Raw genomic sequence first — 16,508 nt, 5'->3', positions numbered from 1 at the left:
CCGTGTCTGGGCGCCCCCGCGCCATCGGGTTGAAGTGTAGGGGCGCGGGCGCCCGATCTCAGAGCGGAGGCGTCAGGTCGAGGGTGAGCAGGGCGCCCACGATGTCGTCGACCTCGACCACGCGCAGGCCGTCGACCATCCGTCGGGTGGGGATGCCGCGCTCGCTGGGCAGCGCCCGGCCGCGCGGGACGACCGCCACCTTGAAGCCGAGGCGGGCGGCCTCGGCGAGCCGCTGGGGCAGGTCGCGCACGCGGCGCAGCTCGCCGGCGAGCCCGATCTCACCGATCGCCACAGCGCCGCGCGGCGGCGGGACGCCGAGGTGGGAGCTCGCGACGGCGACGGCGATCGCGAGGTCGGCCGCCGGGTCGTGGAGCTTGGCGCCGCCCACGGTGGCGACGAACGTGTCGCTCCCGGCGATCCGCAGCCCCGCGTGGCGCTGGAGCACCGCGAGCGCGATGTCGACGCGCGAGGACTCCACGCCCGAGACGGTGCGGCGGGGACGCTCGAGCGGCGAGGGGGTGAGCAGCGCCTGCACCTCCGCGAGCAGCGGGCGGCGTCCCTCCATGGTGACCGCGACGCAGGTGCCGGAGACGTCCTGGGTGTGGTGCTCGACGAACAGGCCGGTGGGATCGGCGACGGCCGCGATGCCCTCGGACGACAGGTCGAAGCAGCCGACCTCGTCGACCGGGCCGTAGCGGTTCTTCATCGCCCGCACCATCCGGAAGCGCGAGTTGCGGTCGCCCTCGAAGTGGAGCACGACGTCGACGAGGTGCTCGAGCACCCGGGGCCCCGCGATCGAGCCGTCCTTGGTGACGTGGCCGACGATCACGGTGGTGATGTTGCGGGTCTTGGCGACGCGGATCAGCGCGGCCGCGACCTCCTTGACCTGGGTGACCCCGCCGGGCACGCCGTCGATCCCGGAGGCGCCGATGGTCTGGATCGAGTCGACCACGAGGAGCGTGGGCCGCACCTGCTCGATGTGGGTGAGCACGGCGCCGAGGTCGGTCTCCGCGGCGAGGAACAGCTCGTCGTGCACGCCGCCGGTGCGGTCGGCCCGCAGCCGGACCTGGGCGGCCGACTCCTCGCCGGTGACGTAGAGGGTGCGCTGGCGCACCCGCGCGGTCTGCGCCGCGACCTCGAGCAGCAGGGTGCTCTTGCCGACCCCGGGCTCGCCCGCGAGCAGGATCGCCGCGCCCGGCACCAGCCCACCACCCAGCACGCGGTCGAGCTCGGGGACGCCGCTCGTGCGGGCGACCGACTCGCTGACCGGGACCTGGCCGATCGGCACGGCGGGGCTGGTGACCGGTCCCGCGCTGGCCCGCAGCGTGGGGGCACCCGCCTCGGCGACCGAGCCCCACGCCTGGCACTCGCCGCAGCGCCCGACCCACTTCGCGGTCTCCCAGCCGCACTCGGAGCAGCGGTAGGAGGGGCGGGCCTTGGCCTTCGTCGACATGGTCCCCACGCTAGGCGAGGCCACCGACACCCCGCGGGACGCCCGGCCGTGCGCTCAGTCCTCGAGCAGCGCCGCGATCTCGTCGAAGCCGCGGGCACGGGCGTGCTGGAGCGCGGTGACGCCGTCGCGGTCGGGGATCGAGCGGTCCGCGCCGTTGGACAGCAGCACGTCCACGACCCGCTGCCAGCGCTCGGTCCCCTCGCCGAGGACCACCGCCTCCAGGAGCGCGGTCCAGCCGAGGTCGTTGACGTGGTCGACGTCGATGCGCGTGTGCTGCAGCGCCCACCGCACGTAGGCGACGTGGCCGCGCTCGGAGGCGGGGATGATCGAGACGCCGCCGTAGCGGTTGCGCAGCGTGACGTCGGGGTCGAGCGGCAGCAGGATCTGGCCCATCGCCACCGACCCGGTCACGCCGGTCACCAGCCACGGGGTGTCGCTCTGGACGTCGACCGCGTCCGGGTCCGCGCCGAGTCGCGCGAGCAGCGCGGCCACCTCGAGGCGGTCGTCGATCACCGCGAGCAGGAGGGGCGTACGCCGCCGCTCGTCGCGCCCCTCGAGGTCCGCGCCGGCGCGCAGGGCCAGCGCTGCCGCGTCCGCGTCCCCCGCCGACGCGGCAGCCAGCAGTGCCTGCGCCGGACGGGGGACCGGTCGCTCGGCACGCGCGAGCAGGCGCGCGAGGTCGTCCCGGTCGCGCACGCGCGCCACGTCGAGTGGCGTCGCGCCTGCCGCGTCGGTCGCGGTCACGTCGGCGCCGCGGGCGAGGAGCACCCGCACCTCGGTGAGGTCGGGCCCCGTCGTCGCGACCGCGCCGTGGAGCGGGGTCGGGGGGGTGGGCGAGGCGGTGGGCTCGGGCACGGCGGTGGACTCCGTCGGGTCGGTGGGGGAGGTCGTCGGCGTGGACGGTCGCGCGGAGCACGCTGCCAGCACCACGAGCGAGCCCGCGGCGAGGACGTACGCACGTCGGCGGGCGATCGGTCGGGACACGCCCCGATCCTGCCACCCGTCGCGGGGTCGGCCCCGGGGGCGGCGAAGGCTTATGCTCACCTCGAGTTGGATCGATCAAGGGGGGAGCGTGCCATGGGCCGCAGCGACCAGCGCCTCGGCAACAACCTGCCGGTCACCCCGCCGACCCTCGCCGACGTCGCCGAGCGCGCAGGCGTGTCGAGGCAGACGGTGTCCAACGCGGTCAACAACCCCGACCTGCTGCGCCCCGACACCCTCGAGCGGGTCCGGCAGACGATCGCCGAGCTCGGCTACTCGCCGAACCGGGCCGCCCGCAACCTCCGCACCCGCACCTCCTCGCTGATCGGGCTGCGCTTCGCGCCCGCGCAGGAGGGCACGGCCAACGCCGCGATGGACCGTTTCGTCCACTCCCTGGTCGAGGCCAGCGAGGAGGTCGGCTACCACGTCCTGCTGTTCCCCGGCGACGACGAGGACCCGATCGGCGGCTACGACAACCTGCTGCGCTCCACGGCGGTCGACGCGTTCGTGGTCACCGACACCTACCTCGGCAACCCTCAGGCCGCCTGGCTCAGCCAGCAGCGCGCGCCGTTCGTGGCCTTCGGCCGGCCGTGGGACGACGAGTCCGCGCGCCACGTGTGGGTCGACGTCGACGGCGCGGCCGGCACCGCCCTCGCCACCCAGCACCTCATCGACCGCGGCCACACCCGCATCGCGTGGATCGGCTGGCGCAAGGACTCGCCGATCGGCGAGGACCGGCGCGCGGGCTGGCTGAGGACCATGCACGCCAACGGCCTGCCCACCACCGGGCTCGCCTCCCGCGTCGAGGACGTGGTGCACAGCGGCGCTGAAGCCGCCGCGGTGCTGCTCGACGAGTCGCTGCCCACCGCGTTCGTCTGCGCCTCCGACACCCTCGCGATGGGCGTGCTCCACACGCTCTGGATCCGACAGCTCGCCCCCGGCACCGACGTCGCCGTGGTCGGCTTCGACGACTCCCAGGTCGCCCAGGTCTTCCCCGTCGGCCTCACGTCGGTGCGACAGCCGCTCGAGGACGTCGCGGTCGAGATCGTGAAGGCGCTGCGGTCGCTGCTGTCGCACCAGCCGGTCGCCCAGCGTGGCGTGCTGCTCGAGCCGACGCTCGCGATCCGCGAGTCCAGCTAGCCGGCTGGTCAACCGGACCGGGCCGCCCGTCGTCATCACGGGCACAGGACCCGACCGGAGGAGATCTCGTGGCCCGACGTGACGACGACTTCGTCGCCTTCGTGGACGCCCGCGCCGCGGCGTTGCTGCGCAGCGCGCGGTTGCTGACGGCAGGCGACCAGCACGCGGCGGAGGACCTGCTGCAGACCGCGCTCGAGAAGGCGTACGTCGCGTGGCCACGGATCCGGCGTACGCACGCGCAGGAGGCCTACGTCCGCACGATCATGACGCGGGCCGCCATCGACCGGACGCGCCAGCGCACCCGCCGCGGCGAGGTGGTGACCGACCAGGTCCCGGACGTGCCGGTGCACGAGGCCGGACCGGAGGACCGCGACCAGGTGTTCACCCTGCTCGCCGCCCTCACCCCGCGCCAGCGCGCGGTCATGGTCCTGCGCTACTACGACGACCTCTCCGAGGCCCAGATCGCCGACGCGCTGGGGTGCAGCCCCGGCTCGGTGAAGTCCCACGCCTCCCGGGCGCTCGCCGCGCTCCGGGAGCTGTCCGGCTCCGACCACGCCGACCTGTCAGGAGTGCAGCGATGACGCTCGAGACCCAGCTCCACGACCACCTCACCACCGCCGTGCGCGACACGGCCGTGCCCGCCGGCCTCGCACAGGCCGCGTTGACCGGCGGGCGGCGCCGCCGGGCCCGTCGCGGGGCCGCGCTCGCCGCCGTCGTCGCGGCGGTGGCGGTCGGCGTGTCCGCGCTGGTGCCGGTGCTGGGGCCGTCCGCCGACGTCGCCCCGGCCGGCCCCGGCCAGGACTCCGCCGGGCTGCGCTGGGCCCGGTCCCTCCCGCAGGGCGCGGAGCCGGGGCTGCCGTTCTTCGCGGAGGGTGGCCTGTGGGCCGACGGCGACGTCACCCCGGTGCCGCCGGAGGTGAACCGGTCCATCGCCCCACGGCCGGCCGACGGCGGCTGGGTGGTCCTGCTCGGGAGCAGCGAGGCCGACCTGGCGGTCGGCCTGCTCGGACCCGACGGGAACGTGCGCACGTTCCCTCGCGAGACCTGGGACGACGGGCTGGGCGACGCGTACCTCGCGGTCTCGCCCGACGGTCGGCGCGTGGCGACCGGTCCCTGGCTGGTCGACCTGGCCACGATGACGGCGACCCGGCTGCCGCACACCCCACGGTCCTCGGCGGAGCGTGGCTACCCGCTGGCCCGGGTGCTCGGCTTCAGCGACGAGGGACTGCTCTACGAGGCAGCTCCGTTCGACGGCGCCGGCACGGGCACGCCGTGGCTGCTGCGCGCTGACGGGTCGAGCATCGACGTCAGCCCGCCGGCGGGCAGCGCGGTCGCGCGAGGAGGCCCGCTCGCGATCGAGTACGCCGACTCGGGGTCGGACGACACCTGCCTGCGCACCTACGTCCTCGCGTCGGGCGCGTGGGAGCCGGACGGTGACAGCTGCATGGGCGAGCTCGTGCGGCAGTCGCTGTCGATCTCGCCCGGTGGCACCCACCTGCTCACCGTCGACCTGCCCCGGGTGTGGGACGTCCGGGCCGGCGCGTGGGCCGAGGTCGACCTGCCGCCCGCCGTGGTGGCGTCCTGGGGCGAGCACTGGATGGGTGCGGTGTCGTGGGAGGACGACGACACCTTCCTGCTGCCGGTCAGCGGGTCGTGGGGCACCGACGAGGTGCTCGCGGGCGACCGCGACGAGTCAGTCCAGGCGGTGCGCTGCTCCGTGCCGACCGGGGAGTGCGAGCGGGCCGGCGTCGCGCACGACGTCCACGTCACCCAGACCTGGGCCGGTGACACGGCGGTGCGGTTCACCACCGGCTAGCCGGCACCGGCTAGTAGTGCCGCCACCACAGGTTGACGGCGTAGTCGACGGTGGTGCCGGTGTGGGAGGCGAGCGCCTCCTCGGCGGCCTCGGGCGGCAGCTCGATCCGCACCACGGCCTCGAGGTCCTCGCGGGTCGCGAACGACCAGCCCATGTCGATCGGGCGGCGGCGCCAGCCGCGTACCGACCAGAAGCGCTCCACCGCGACCGGGTCGACCTCCGGGAAGCCGCGCCGGAACCACCCGCCGAACGTCGAGCGGGTCGGGTCGTTGTCGATCACGAAGGCGGTGCCGCCGTGGCGCACGACCCGGTCGAGCTCGGCGAGGCCCGGCTCTGAGCCGGGACCGAAGAAGTAGGCCCAGCGGGCGTGGACGACGTCGACCGACGCGTCCGGCAGCGGCAGGGCCTGGGCCAGGCCGTCGAGGACCTCGACGTGCGCGAGCCGGCGCGTACGTCGTCGGGCGAGCGCGGCCAGCGGCGGGTGCGGCTCCACGCCCACCACGCGCTGCGCGGCCTGCGCCCAGGTGGGCAGGTGGAACCCGCTGCCGCAGCCGACGTCCAGCACGGTGCGCCCGGACCAGTCGCCGATCTCGCGCATGGCGGCGAGGATCCGACCGTGCGGGTCGGCCGCCCGGTTCTCCAGCTCGTAGAGCTCCGGGGTGTTCCAGATGTTGGGGGAGGGGCGAGCCCTCAAATGCGCACGAGCCCGTTCGGGGTCTGGATCTGCACCGCGACGATGCCGGGGGTGCCGTTGGGGGCGACCCACTCGACCTTCACGTCCTCCAGCGGCGCCTCGACGGTCTCGCCGAGCCACTCGCTGACCCGCTGCGGGTCGCCGGCGATCTCGAGGCAGGCCAGCGAGAAGTCGCCGGTGGCGCCGTTGCTCGGGTGCATCTCGGAGGAGGAGTCCCAGTGGATGAAGAACGGGAGCTGCGGGTCGGAGAGCAGGCCGTTGACGCCGATCTGCTTCCACAGCAGCTCGGTGCCGTCGGGGCGGTGCCGGTTGCCCTTGACCGCCTCGCGGCCGAGACGCGACTCGACCGGGGTGAGGTCGTCGACCGCGACGACCCAGCCCATCCAGCCGCCGCCGAGCACCGAGCGCGCGCGCACGGCCTGGCCGAAGGGAGCCTTGTCGCTGGCCGGGTGGTCCAGCACCTCGACGATCTCCATGTAGGTCCCGCCGGCGAGGGGCAGGATCATGTTGCGGGTGCCGAATCGGGGGTGAACCCCACCGTCGACGAACTCCGTGCCGAGCAGCCCCCCGATGCGCTGGGCGGTGCTGGCAAGTCCATCAGGTCCGGCGGCGAAGCTGACGTGGTCCAGGCGCATGACCAGATTCTGTGTCGACGGCATGGCGGGCTTGACACCGGGGTCCGGTTCTCTTGACGTCGAGCAAAATCCGTGGCCGCGGAATCCGCGGTCAGCGCGGGTCGGCCGGGTGCAGCGCGAGCGCGGAGCGGGACCGGACGTGGGCGTCCGCATGCCGCACCAGCTCGGCGTACGCCGGCGCGCCCATCAGCTCGACCAGCTCGGCCTCGTGGGTGACGTAGACCGGCTCCGGCGCGACGTGCGCCTCGGTGTTGCCCGAGCAGTACCAGTCGAGGTCGTGGCCGCCGGGGCCCCAGCCGCGGCGGTCGTACTCGCCGATCGAGACCTCGGTGTAGGCCGTGCCGTCCTGGCGCTCGACCTCGCGGTACTGCCGGCGGATCGGCAGCTGCCAGCACACGTCGGGCTTGGTCTCGAGCGGGTTGCGGCCCTGCCGCAGCGCGAGGCCGTGCAGCGCGCAGCCGGCACCGCCGCCGCCACCGGCAGGGGCGAAGTCGGTGCGGTTGTGGAACACGCACGCCTGCTGGTCGTCGACCACGACCGCCAGCGTCTTGCGCTCGCCGTCCTCGTCGGTCTCGACCCAGTCGGCCCGCTTGACCGTGCGGCCGGGGTGGAGCTGCCAGTCGTCGGGGGTGAGCTGGGCGACGAAGCCCGCGACCCGCTTCTCGTCGTCCTTGTCGGCGAAGTGGGCGCCGAGGGTGCAGCAGCCGACGTCGGACGCGTCGGCGTAGATCCCCTGGCAGCCACCGCCGAAGATGCAGGTGTAGGCCGACGTCAGCCAGGTGAGGTCGCAGCGGAACACCTGGGACTCGTCGGCGGGGTCGGCGAACTCGACGAAGGCACGGGGAAAGACGAGGTCCACTTCGGGCACCCCACGAGCCTAGTAGTTTGGGGGTCATGCGCCTGGGCGTCCTCGACATCGGATCCAACACCGGCCACCTGCTGGTGGTGGACGCGCACGGTGGCGCCGCCCCCCTCCCCGCGTCGTCGCACAAGCAGCCGCTGCGCCTGGCCGAGCACCTCGACGAGGACGGCGCCGTCACGCCGGCCGGTGTCGCCGCGCTCACCGACTTCTGCGCCTCCGCCACCCGCATCGCCGAGGACAAGGGCTGCGAGGAGATGCTCGGGTTCGCCACCTCGGCGGTGCGCGACGCGGTGAACTCCGACGCGGTCCTCGCCCACGTCGAGGAGCACAGCGGGGTCTCGCTGGAGGTGCTGTCCGGCGAGGACGAGGCGCGCCTGACCTTCCTCGCCGTACGCCGCTGGTTCGGGTGGTCGGCCGGGCGGCTCGCCGTCTTCGACATCGGCGGCGGCTCGCTGGAGATCGCCGGCGGCACCGACGAGGGCCCTGACGTCGCCTGGTCGCTCCCGCTGGGCGCGGCCCGGATGGCGAAGGCGTGGTTTCGCGACGGGCCCTGGGGGCCCTCCTCAACCCCAGGGTTCGGTCGCGGCGGCACCCCGTCGGAGGACGAGGTGCGCGAGCTGCGCAAGCAGGTGCGCGCCGAGATCGCCCGCGACGCCGGCCACCTGCTGCGCCCCGGCGTGCCCGACACGGCCGCCGCGACGTCGAAGACGTTCCGCTCGCTGGCCCGGATCTGCGGCGCCGCGCCGAGCGGCGAGGGGCCCCTGGTGCCGCGCGTGCTCGAGCTGGAGACGCTGTCGGGCTGGATCCCCAAGCTGATGGAGATGTCGCCCGACGAGCTCGCCGACCTGCCGGGCGTCTCGCCGAGCCGCACCCACCAGATCGTGCCGGGCGCGCTGGTCGCCGAGGCGTGCATGGACATCTTCGACCTGCCGGCGCTGGAGATCTGCCCGTGGGCGCTGCGCGAGGGCGTCATCCTCGCCCGGCTCGACCAGATCTCGATCGTCGCCGGACGCGGCTGAGCGATGCCCTCCCCGACGACGCCGCTGGTCGCGCTCTCGACCGCCTCGGTCTACCCCGAGTCGACCGCCCACGCCTTCGCGTGGGCGGCGAGCCTGGGCTACGACGCGGTCGAGGTGATGGTCGGCATCGACGCCCTCAGCCAGCAGGTCGACGCGGTCCAGAAGCTCGCCGAGCACCACCAGGTGCCGATCTGCGCCGTCCACGCACCCTGCCTGCTCTTCACCCAGCGGGTGTGGGGCACCGACCCGTGGGGCAAGCTCGAGCGCTCGGCCGAGATGGCGCAGGCGGTCGGGGCCGACGTGGTCGTGGTGCACCCCCCGTTCCGCTGGCAGAAGGACTACGCCGCGGGCTTCGTCGAGGGCATCGCCTCGCTCGAGGCGCGCACCGGCATCGCCTTCGCGGTCGAGAACATGTATCCCTGGCGCGCCTCGTCGCGCCGCGGGATGGAGATGTACCTCCCCGGCATGGATCCCTCCGACGAGCCCTACGCCAACGCCACCATCGACCTGTCCCACGCCGCGATCGCGCGCGCCGACGTGGTCGAGATGGCGCAGCGCCTCGGCGACCGGCTGCGCCACGTGCACCTCACCGACGGCACGGGCTCGGCCAAGGACGAGCACCTGGTGCCCGGACGGGGCGTGATGGGCGCGGCCGGCTTCCTCAACCACCTGGCCCGCACCGGCTTCGCCGGCCACGTCGTGCTGGAGATCAACACCCGCCGCTGCGCCGACCGCGCCGAGCGCGAGGCCGACCTCGTCGAGTCGCTGGAGTTCGCCCGCGCGCACCTCGGCGTCGGTACGCCGTGAGCGCGGCGCCCGCGCGCTCCGCCCGGGGCCGGCGCCCCGGCGCGCCCGACACCCGCGCCGAGGTGCTCGCCGCCGCCCGCGAGTCGTTCGCCGGCAAGGGCTTCCGCGGCACCACGATCCGCGCCGTCGCCGCCGCGGCCGGCGTCGACCCGGCGCTGGTGCACCACTACTTCGGCACCAAGGACGACCTCTTCCTCGCCGCGCTCGAGCTCCCCGTCGACCCGCGCGAGGTCCTCGCGCCGGTGGTCGCGCTGGGACCCGACGGCGCCGGGGAGCGGTTCCTGCGCACGTTCCTCTCGGTCTGGGACGACCCGGAGATGCAGGTCCGCCTGCTCGCGGTCGTGCGGTCGGTGCTCAGCGAGGGCGGTGCCTCGCTGCTCAAGGAGGGCTTCATCCCGGTCGTCGTCGGCCCGGTGCTCGCCCAGCTCGTCGCCGACCGCCCCGAGGTGCGGGTGCCGCTGGTGGCCAGCCAGGTCGTCGGTCTGATCGTCACCCGCTACGTCGTCGCGCTGCCGCCGATGGCCACGATGCCCGCCGACGAGCTCGTCGCGCGGATGGGGCCGGTGCTCCAGCACTACCTCACCGGCGACCTGCCGTAGCCCACCCGCGCACCGCTCGGGCGGTGCGCCACCCACACTTCCGCGCGCCGAAATGTGGGTCAGCCACCGCTCGTACTGCCGACCCGTCGGGCCCTCACCCCGCGCGGTGCGCCACCCACACTTTCCGCGCGCCGGAATGTGGGTCAGCCACCGCTCGACGGGGGGTTGACGGCGCCCCCCGACGAGCGCACAATTCAACACATGATGAAAAACGTCGTGGAGGTCCGGGACCTCGTCGTCGTACGCGGTGAGCGCGAGGTGCTGCCCGGCATCTCGCTGGACGTGACGTCCGGCGTCACCGGGCTGCTCGGGCCCAGCGGCTGCGGCAAGACCACCCTCCTGCGCAGCCTCGTCGGCGCCCAGCAGCTGCGCTCGGGCGAGGTCCAGGTGCTGGGGGAGCCGGCCGGCAGCGCGCCGCTGCGCACGCGCATCGGCTACGTCACCCAGGCGGCGAGCGTCTACGACGACCTCACGGTCGCGGAGAACCTCGCCTTCTTCGCCCGCGTCCTCGGTGTCGGGCGCCCCGCGGTCGAAGAGGCGATCGAGGCGGTGGCCCTCGGTGACCACCGCGACCAGGTGGTCGGCCGGCTCTCAGGCGGCCAACGCAGCCGCGCCGGGCTCGCGGTGGCCCTGCTCGGCAGCCCCGACCTGCTGGTGCTCGACGAGCCCACCGTCGGCCTCGACCCGGTCCTGCGACGCGACCTCTGGGCGCTTTTCCACCGGATCGCCGACGCCGGCGCGGCCGTCCTGGTCTCCAGCCACGTGATGGACGAGGCCGAGCGGTGCCACCGGTTGCTGCTGATGCGCGAGGGCCGGATCATCGCCGACGGCTCGCCCGAGGAGGTCCGGGCCCGCACGGGCGCCGCCGACATCGAGGGCGCCTTCCTCCAGCTGGTCGAGCAGGGGAGCGCAGCATGAACGCCCGCATCACCCTCGCCGTCGCCGGGCGCGTGCTGCGCCAGGTGCGGCGCGACCACCGCACGCTGGCGATGCTCATGGTCGTCCCGTGCGTGCTGATCAGCTTGCTGTGGTGGATGTTCCAGGACCTGCCCGGCGACCTGTTCGACCGCTTCGGACCGGGTCTGCTGGCGATGTTCCCGTTCATCGTGATGTTCCTCGTGACCAGCGTGACCACGCTGCGCGAGCGCTCGTCCGGCACCCTGGAGCGCCTGCTCACCATGCCGATGGCCAAGCTCGACTTCCTCCTCGGCTACGCCCTCGCGTTCGGGCTGCTGGCCGCGCTGCAGTCCGCGCTCGCGGTCGCCGTCAGCGTCGGGCTGCTCGGCCTCGAGGTGCAGGGGTCGGTGTGGCTGCTGGGGGTCGTGGCGGTCGCCGACGCGGTGCTCGGCACGGCGCTCGGGCTGCTGGTGAGCGCGTTCGCGACCACCGAGTTCCAGGCGGTGCAGTTCATGCCGGCGTTCGTGCTGCCGCAGGTGCTGCTGTGCGGCCTGTTCGTCCCGCGCGACGCGATGCCGGGCATGCTCGAGACGATCAGCGACGTGCTCCCCATGTCCTACGCGGTCGACGCGATGCAGGAGCTCACCGGCGCCGCCGACACCGGCGCGATCTGGCGGTCGGTGGCGATCGTCGCCTGCTTCGCGCTCGCGGCGCTGGCGCTCGGCGCGGCCACCCTGCGACGGCGTACGCCCTGACGGACCGACCACCTCCTCGGATGTGGCGGGTCGGCGACCCGGGCGTAGCCTTCGGCCCATGCAGTTGCTCCGCCAGCCGATCCTGCTCCTCGCCCGCAGCCAGGCGGTGAAGAAGCTCGTCTCCACGATGCCCGTCTCGAGCGGGATCGTCACCAGCTACGTCCCCGGCGAGGCCACCGCCGACGCCGTCGCGGCGACCTCCGGGCTCGTCGACGACGGGCTGCGGGTCACCCTCGACTACCTCGGCGAGGACACCACCGACCTCGCCCAGGCGGAGGCCACGGTCGCGGCCTACAAGGAGCTGCTCGCCGACCTGTCGGCCCGCGGCCTGTCCGGCCAGGCGGAGGTCTCGGTCAAGCTCAGCGCGATCGGGCAGTTCCTCCCGGAGAACGGCCACAAGGTCGCGCTCGAGAACGCCCGCGACATCTGCCGCGCCGCGCGCAACGCCGGCACCACGGTGACCCTCGACATGGAGGACCACACCACCACCGACTCGACGCTGTCGATCCTGCGCGAGCTGCGCAAGGACTTCCCCGAGACCGGCGCCGTGCTGCAGGCGATGCTGCACCGCACCGAGGCCGACTGCCGCGCGCTGGCCTACGAGGGCTCGCGCGTGCGGCTGTGCAAGGGTGCCTACATGGAGCCCGAGTCGGTCGCCTTCCAGGACCGCCTCGAGATCGACAAGTCCTACGTCCGCTGCCTCAAGGTGCTGCTCGGCGGCCAGGGCTACCCGATGATCGCCACCCACGACCCGCGGATGGTGCAGATCGCGTCCTCGCTGGCCAGCCGCTTCGGCCGGCACGCCGGGACCTACGAGTTCCAGATGCTCTACGGCATCCGCCCCGAGGAGCAGAAGCGGCTCGCGGCCGCCGGCGAGACGATGCGCGTCTACGTCCCCTACGGCACCGAGTGGTACGGCTACCTCATGCGCCGCCTGGCCGAGAAGCCGCAGAACCTCGCCTTCTTCGTGAGATCGCTCGTCTCCAAGAAGTGAGGCCACAGCGTCTGCGACGGAGGAGCAGGCGCGTCGTGGACCAGATTGAGCAAGCACCGCGATCGAGGCACGAGATCGCGACGTGCGCGTCGAAATCTCCAAGCGATAGATTCGCGGCATGACCACTGCGATCATCGGCGCCGGCGTGATGGGGGAGACCCTGCTCTCCGGGCTGGTCCGGGCCGGCCGTCGGGTCGACCAGCTGCTCGTCGGCGAGAAGCGCGCCGAGCGGGCCCGCGAGCTCGAGGAGCGCTACGGCGTCGCCGTCGTGTCCAACCGCGAGGCGGCGGCGAAGGCCACCACCGTCGCGCTGGTGGTCAAGCCGCAGGACATGGGCGACGTCCTCGACGAGATCGCGCCCGAGCTGCGCGCCGGCCAGCTCGTCGTCTCGCTCGCTGCCGGCATCACCACCGCGTTCATCGAGGCGCGCGTCCCGGACGGGGTCGCGGTCGTGCGGGTCATGCCGAACACCCCGGCGCTGGTCGACGAGGGGATGGCCGCGATCGCGCCCGGCTCCCACTGCGACGACTCCCACCTGTCCGAGGTCGAGTCGCTGATGGCCTCCACCGGCAAGGTGCTGCGGATCCCCGAGAAGCAGATGGACGCAGTCACGGCGATCTCCGGCTCCGGACCCGCCTACATCTTCTTCGTCGTCGAGTCGATGATCGAGGCCGGCGTCCACCTCGGGCTGCCCCGCGCCACCGCCACCGACCTCGTGGTGCAGACCCTGGTCGGCTCGGCCGCGATGCTCCGCGAGACCGGCACCCACCCCGTCGTGCTGCGCGAGCAGGTCACCTCGCCCAGCGGCACCACCGCGTCGGCCCTGCGCGAGCTCGAGATCCACCGCGTGCGCGCCGCCTTCCTCGCCGCCATGGAGGCAGCGCGCAACCGCTCGCGCGAGCTCGCCGAGGGTTCCTGACAACCTCCCCGCCGCCACCGGAGTTCTGGTGGGTGTGACGGAAGACGTGACCCGGTGATCGCCCGGGACGACCAGGCCGGCTTCGATGCGTTCGTGCGCCGGTCCTCCGACCGGCTGCTGCGCACGGCGTACCTGATGTGCGGGGACCGGCAGCATGCCGAGGACCTGGTGCAGACCGCGCTGCTGCGCACCGCGCGGCGGTGGTCCAGTGCCCGCGCCGAGCCGGAGGCGTACGCCCGACGTGTCGTGGTCAACCTGGCCAGGGACCGGTGGCGCAGCCTGAGCCGGCGGCCCGACGAGGCGCCCCTCGAGCTCGACGTGCCGGTCCCGGTGCGCGACGGGGTGGCCGACCGCGACCAGCTCCTCCGGGCGGCCCGCCGGCTGCCCGCAGGACAGCGGGCGGTGCTGGTGCTGCGGTACTTCGACGACCTGAGCGTCGCCGACACCGCCGCGGCGCTCGGGTGCTCGACGGGGACCGTCAAGTCACAGACCGCGCGCGCCCTGGGCACCCTCCGGGCCGCACTCACCACCGAGCAGGAGCTGAGCGATGCTGACCGACGATGACCTGACCCGACAGCTGGGCGAGGCGTTCCGCGAGGACGTCCACGCCGTGACCTACGAGGGCCCCGTGCCGCAGGTGCGCACCCGCCCCGTCTGGGCCCGACCGGGCCTGGTCGCCCTGCCCGCCGTCGGTGCCGTCGCCGCCGCGGTGCTGGTGGCCGGCTCGCTGGGTGACACCGCGCCGCCCGCGCCTCCGGGCACGACGACCGCCCCGACGGCGGACCGCCCTGCCGACCGCACGGTCGCCGAGGAGCTCCACCTCGCTGGGATGACCTTCACCTACGAGCGTGGCGCCGGCGACCCGGCCCTCGACGACCAGTTCCTCCGCAAGTACGACCCGGGCACCGTGCCGGGCTGGGCGGAGCCGGTCGCGCTCGAGCAGGACGCCTCCGCGAAGGTCTGGGTCGGTCAGGACCCCGCGAGCGGGTCGGTGTCGATGTTCGTGCAGTCGCCCGGCCGCTGGGAGGGCAGGCTCGTCGGCCTCGCCTCGCCGAGCATCACCGTCGAGCAGATGACCTCGCTCGCGCAGACCGGCCGGCTGTCCTGAGTCTCGCGACCCGTCCCGCTGCGCGGGGCGGGGGTGCGCCCGGAGTAACGTCCGCCACATGGAGTGCGAGGGGCCCACGGCGGTCGTGTTCGACCAGTCGCTCTGCGAGTACGACTTCGGCCCCACCCACCCGATGTCGCCGGTGCGCGTCGACCTGACCATGCGCCTGGCCGACGAGCTCGGCGTGCTCGAGGGGATCGAGCGGGTGGACGCGCCGGTCGCCACCGACGAGCAGATCGCCACCGTCCACGACCCCGCGCTGATCGAGGCCGTCACCCGCGCCGGCGCGACGCCGGGCTACGAGGACGCCGCGCGCGGCCTCGGCACCGAGGACGACCCGGTGTTCGCCGACATGCACCGCGCCAGCGCGCACGTCGTCGGCGCGACGCTCGAGGCCGTACGCCGCGTGTGGAGCGGCGAGTCGCTGCACGCGGTCAACATCTCCGGCGGCCTGCACCACGCGATGCCCGACCGGGCCAGCGGCTTCTGCATCTACAACGACGTCGCCGTCGGGATCCGGCGGCTGCTCGACGAGGGTGCCGAGCGGGTGGCCTACGTCGACATCGACGTCCACCACGGCGACGGCGTGGAGAAGATCTTCTACGACGACCCGCGGGTGCTGACGGTGTCGCTGCACGAGACCGGGCAGATGCTCTTCCCGGGCACCGGCTTCCCGACCGACACCGGCGGCCCGGACGCCGAGGGCACCGCGGTCAACGTCGCGCTGCCGCCCGGCACGGCCGACGCCGGCTGGCTCCGGGCCTTCCACGCCGTCGTGCCGCCGGTGCTGCGGGCCTTCGAGCCGCAGGTGCTGGTCACCCAGCACGGCTGCGACTCGCACATGAACGACCCGCTCGCCCACATGATGCTGAGCATCGACGGCCAGCGCGCGGCCTACCTCGCGCTGCACGACCTGGCCCACGAGGTCGCCGGCGGCCGCTGGGTCGTCACCGGCGGCGGCGGCTACTCGGTCGTCGACGTCGTCCCGCGGGCGTGGACCCACCTGCTCGCGATCGCCTCCGGTCGTCCCCTCGACCCGGCCACGGTGACGCCCCCGGCCTGGCGCGAGCACGTCGAGCAGGTGCTCGGCGCGACGGCGCCGCACCGGATGACCGACGGCCGGACCCCGGCCTACCGCGACTGGTCGGGCGGCTACGACCCGGAGACCTGGCTCGACCGGGCGATCCATGCCACCCGCATGGAGGTCTTCCCGCTCCACGGCCTCGACCCACTGCCCTGATCGGCGGCCTCGGAGCGGGAGGCAAGTCGACACGCCGTCGTCCCACAAGTTTCTCTGGCATTCCTCTTCCCCACGCGTCACGCGAGCCCTATCCTCACCAAGAGCGGTACGCCTGTGACGCCGGTGGGGAAGCCGGCGCCGTCACCGCTCGAGAAGGATCGGTGCCCCATGGCTGAGAACACCCCCGGCGACATGTCCGAGGCCCACTTCCTGACCATCGCCGAGGTTGCGTCGAAGATGCGCGTCTCGAAGATGACCGTCTACCGCCTCGTGCACGGCGGCGAGCTGCCCGCGGTGCGCGTGGGCCGTTCGTTCCGGGTCACCGAGGACGACGTCAACGACTACCTGCGCAAGAGCTTCTACAACGCCGGCTGACCCGGCGGCCCCCGCGAGACTCGATTCCACCCTCCGCACACGTCCCCGTTAGGGTGTGCGGGTCCGGCCGACGAGCGTCGGCCGAAAGGAAAGGTCTCACCGTGGGTTCTGTCATCAAGAAGCGGCGCAAGCGCATGGCCAAGAAGAAGCACCGCAAGCTGCTCAAGAAGACGCGCGTCCAGCGCCGCAAGCTCGGCAAGTAACACCCCCTCGA

The 16,508-nt window shown here is 73.7% G+C and carries 20 protein-coding genes; 15 read left to right on the top strand and 5 right to left on the bottom strand.

Going from position 1 to position 16,508, the window contains the following annotated elements; all coding sequences use genetic code 11:
- Nucleotides 1–58: 58 nt before the first annotated feature.
- Nucleotides 59–1,453: a DNA repair protein RadA gene (gene radA, locus KDN32_RS18275; protein WP_211733668.1), complete on the bottom strand. Its 1,395-nt coding sequence runs from the start codon at nt 1,451–1,453 to the stop codon at nt 59–61.
- A 54-nt stretch (nt 1,454–1,507) separates the two neighbouring features.
- A complete protein-coding gene (locus tag KDN32_RS18270; RefSeq protein ID WP_307854211.1) occupies nt 1,508–2,437 on the bottom strand; it encodes an ankyrin repeat domain-containing protein in 930 nt (309 codons plus the stop codon).
- Between the two features lie 93 nt (nt 2,438–2,530).
- Here KDN32_RS18270 and KDN32_RS18265 point away from each other — a divergent pair, with 93 nt between their 5' ends.
- From KDN32_RS18265 to KDN32_RS18255, 3 genes are all read left to right on the top strand, one after another.
- Nucleotides 2,531–3,574: a LacI family DNA-binding transcriptional regulator gene (locus KDN32_RS18265; protein ID WP_211733667.1), complete on the top strand. Its 1,044-nt coding sequence runs from the start codon at nt 2,531–2,533 to the stop codon at nt 3,572–3,574.
- Nucleotides 3,575–3,642: 68 nt separating this feature from the next.
- On the top strand, nt 3,643–4,155 hold the full coding sequence (locus KDN32_RS18260; protein WP_211733666.1) for a SigE family RNA polymerase sigma factor: 513 nt from the start codon (nt 3,643–3,645) through the stop codon (nt 4,153–4,155).
- The gene (locus KDN32_RS18255) at nt 4,152–5,390 is read left to right on the top strand and encodes a hypothetical protein (RefSeq protein ID WP_211733665.1); all 1,239 of its coding nucleotides are present in this window, start codon (nt 4,152–4,154) and stop codon (nt 5,388–5,390) included. The genes KDN32_RS18260 and KDN32_RS18255 overlap by 4 nt, the downstream gene beginning before the upstream one ends.
- 10 nt (nt 5,391–5,400) lie before the next feature.
- On the opposite strand, the gene KDN32_RS18250 is transcribed toward KDN32_RS18255, so the two are convergent.
- From KDN32_RS18250 to KDN32_RS18240, 3 genes are all read right to left on the bottom strand, one after another.
- Nucleotides 5,401–6,084: a class I SAM-dependent methyltransferase gene (locus tag KDN32_RS18250; RefSeq protein WP_249217257.1), complete on the bottom strand. Its 684-nt coding sequence runs from the start codon at nt 6,082–6,084 to the stop codon at nt 5,401–5,403.
- Nucleotides 6,081–6,719: a VOC family protein gene (locus tag KDN32_RS18245; RefSeq protein WP_211733664.1), complete on the bottom strand. Its 639-nt coding sequence runs from the start codon at nt 6,717–6,719 to the stop codon at nt 6,081–6,083. Before KDN32_RS18245 ends, KDN32_RS18250 begins: the two co-directional genes overlap by 4 nt.
- A 91-nt stretch (nt 6,720–6,810) precedes the next feature.
- A complete protein-coding gene (locus KDN32_RS18240) occupies nt 6,811–7,587 on the bottom strand; it encodes a DUF3109 family protein (protein WP_211733663.1) in 777 nt (258 codons plus the stop codon).
- Between the two features lie 26 nt (nt 7,588–7,613).
- Between KDN32_RS18240 and KDN32_RS18235 the strand changes: the two genes are divergently transcribed.
- The 12 genes from KDN32_RS18235 to KDN32_RS18180 all read left to right on the top strand — a co-directional run bounded on the left by KDN32_RS18235 (nt 7,614) and on the right by KDN32_RS18180 (nt 16,497).
- Nucleotides 7,614–8,600, top strand: coding sequence for a Ppx/GppA family phosphatase (locus KDN32_RS18235; RefSeq protein ID WP_211733662.1), 987 nt, complete (start codon nt 7,614–7,616; stop codon nt 8,598–8,600).
- 3 nt (nt 8,601–8,603) lie between these two features.
- Nucleotides 8,604–9,407 carry a sugar phosphate isomerase/epimerase family protein gene (locus tag KDN32_RS18230; protein WP_211733661.1) on the top strand — a complete coding sequence of 268 codons (804 nt, stop codon included), beginning with the start codon at nt 8,604–8,606 and terminating at the stop codon, nt 9,405–9,407.
- Entirely contained in the window at nt 9,404–10,006 is a 603-nt protein-coding gene (locus KDN32_RS18225; RefSeq protein WP_211733660.1) for a TetR/AcrR family transcriptional regulator, read from the top strand. The genes KDN32_RS18230 and KDN32_RS18225 overlap by 4 nt, the downstream gene beginning before the upstream one ends.
- A 201-nt stretch (nt 10,007–10,207) precedes the next feature.
- On the top strand, nt 10,208–10,924 hold the full coding sequence (locus KDN32_RS18220; protein WP_211733659.1) for an ABC transporter ATP-binding protein: 717 nt from the start codon (nt 10,208–10,210) through the stop codon (nt 10,922–10,924).
- On the top strand, nt 10,921–11,658 hold the full coding sequence (locus KDN32_RS18215) for an ABC transporter permease (protein WP_211733658.1): 738 nt from the start codon (nt 10,921–10,923) through the stop codon (nt 11,656–11,658). Before KDN32_RS18220 ends, KDN32_RS18215 begins: the two co-directional genes overlap by 4 nt.
- 58 nt (nt 11,659–11,716) lie before the next feature.
- On the top strand, nt 11,717–12,652 hold the full coding sequence (locus tag KDN32_RS18210) for a proline dehydrogenase family protein (protein ID WP_211733657.1): 936 nt from the start codon (nt 11,717–11,719) through the stop codon (nt 12,650–12,652).
- Between the two features lie 118 nt (nt 12,653–12,770).
- Nucleotides 12,771–13,571: a pyrroline-5-carboxylate reductase gene (gene proC / locus KDN32_RS18205; protein WP_211733656.1), complete on the top strand. Its 801-nt coding sequence runs from the start codon at nt 12,771–12,773 to the stop codon at nt 13,569–13,571.
- 54 nt (nt 13,572–13,625) lie between these two features.
- Nucleotides 13,626–14,135 carry a SigE family RNA polymerase sigma factor gene (locus tag KDN32_RS18200; protein ID WP_307854210.1) on the top strand — a complete coding sequence of 170 codons (510 nt, stop codon included), beginning with the start codon at nt 13,626–13,628 and terminating at the stop codon, nt 14,133–14,135.
- Nucleotides 14,119–14,679: a hypothetical protein gene (locus KDN32_RS18195; RefSeq protein WP_211733655.1), complete on the top strand. Its 561-nt coding sequence runs from the start codon at nt 14,119–14,121 to the stop codon at nt 14,677–14,679. Before KDN32_RS18200 ends, KDN32_RS18195 begins: the two co-directional genes overlap by 17 nt.
- Nucleotides 14,680–14,737: 58 nt before the next feature.
- The gene (locus tag KDN32_RS18190; protein WP_211733654.1) at nt 14,738–15,919 is read left to right on the top strand and encodes an acetoin utilization protein AcuC; all 1,182 of its coding nucleotides are present in this window, start codon (nt 14,738–14,740) and stop codon (nt 15,917–15,919) included.
- 168 nt (nt 15,920–16,087) lie between these two features.
- Nucleotides 16,088–16,294, top strand: coding sequence for a helix-turn-helix domain-containing protein (locus KDN32_RS18185; RefSeq protein ID WP_211733653.1), 207 nt, complete (start codon nt 16,088–16,090; stop codon nt 16,292–16,294).
- A 101-nt stretch (nt 16,295–16,395) separates the two neighbouring features.
- The gene (locus KDN32_RS18180; protein ID WP_008356322.1) at nt 16,396–16,497 is read left to right on the top strand and encodes a 30S ribosomal protein bS22; all 102 of its coding nucleotides are present in this window, start codon (nt 16,396–16,398) and stop codon (nt 16,495–16,497) included.
- The last annotated feature ends 11 nt before the right edge of the window (nt 16,498–16,508 follow it).

This window comes from Nocardioides palaemonis (genome assembly GCF_018275325.1).
In the GTDB taxonomy this organism is placed as follows: Bacteria; Actinomycetota; Actinomycetes; order Propionibacteriales; family Nocardioidaceae; genus Nocardioides; species Nocardioides palaemonis.
The sequence above is the reverse complement of the archived record's forward strand: the minus strand, read 5'-3'. Positions and strand labels throughout refer to the sequence as shown.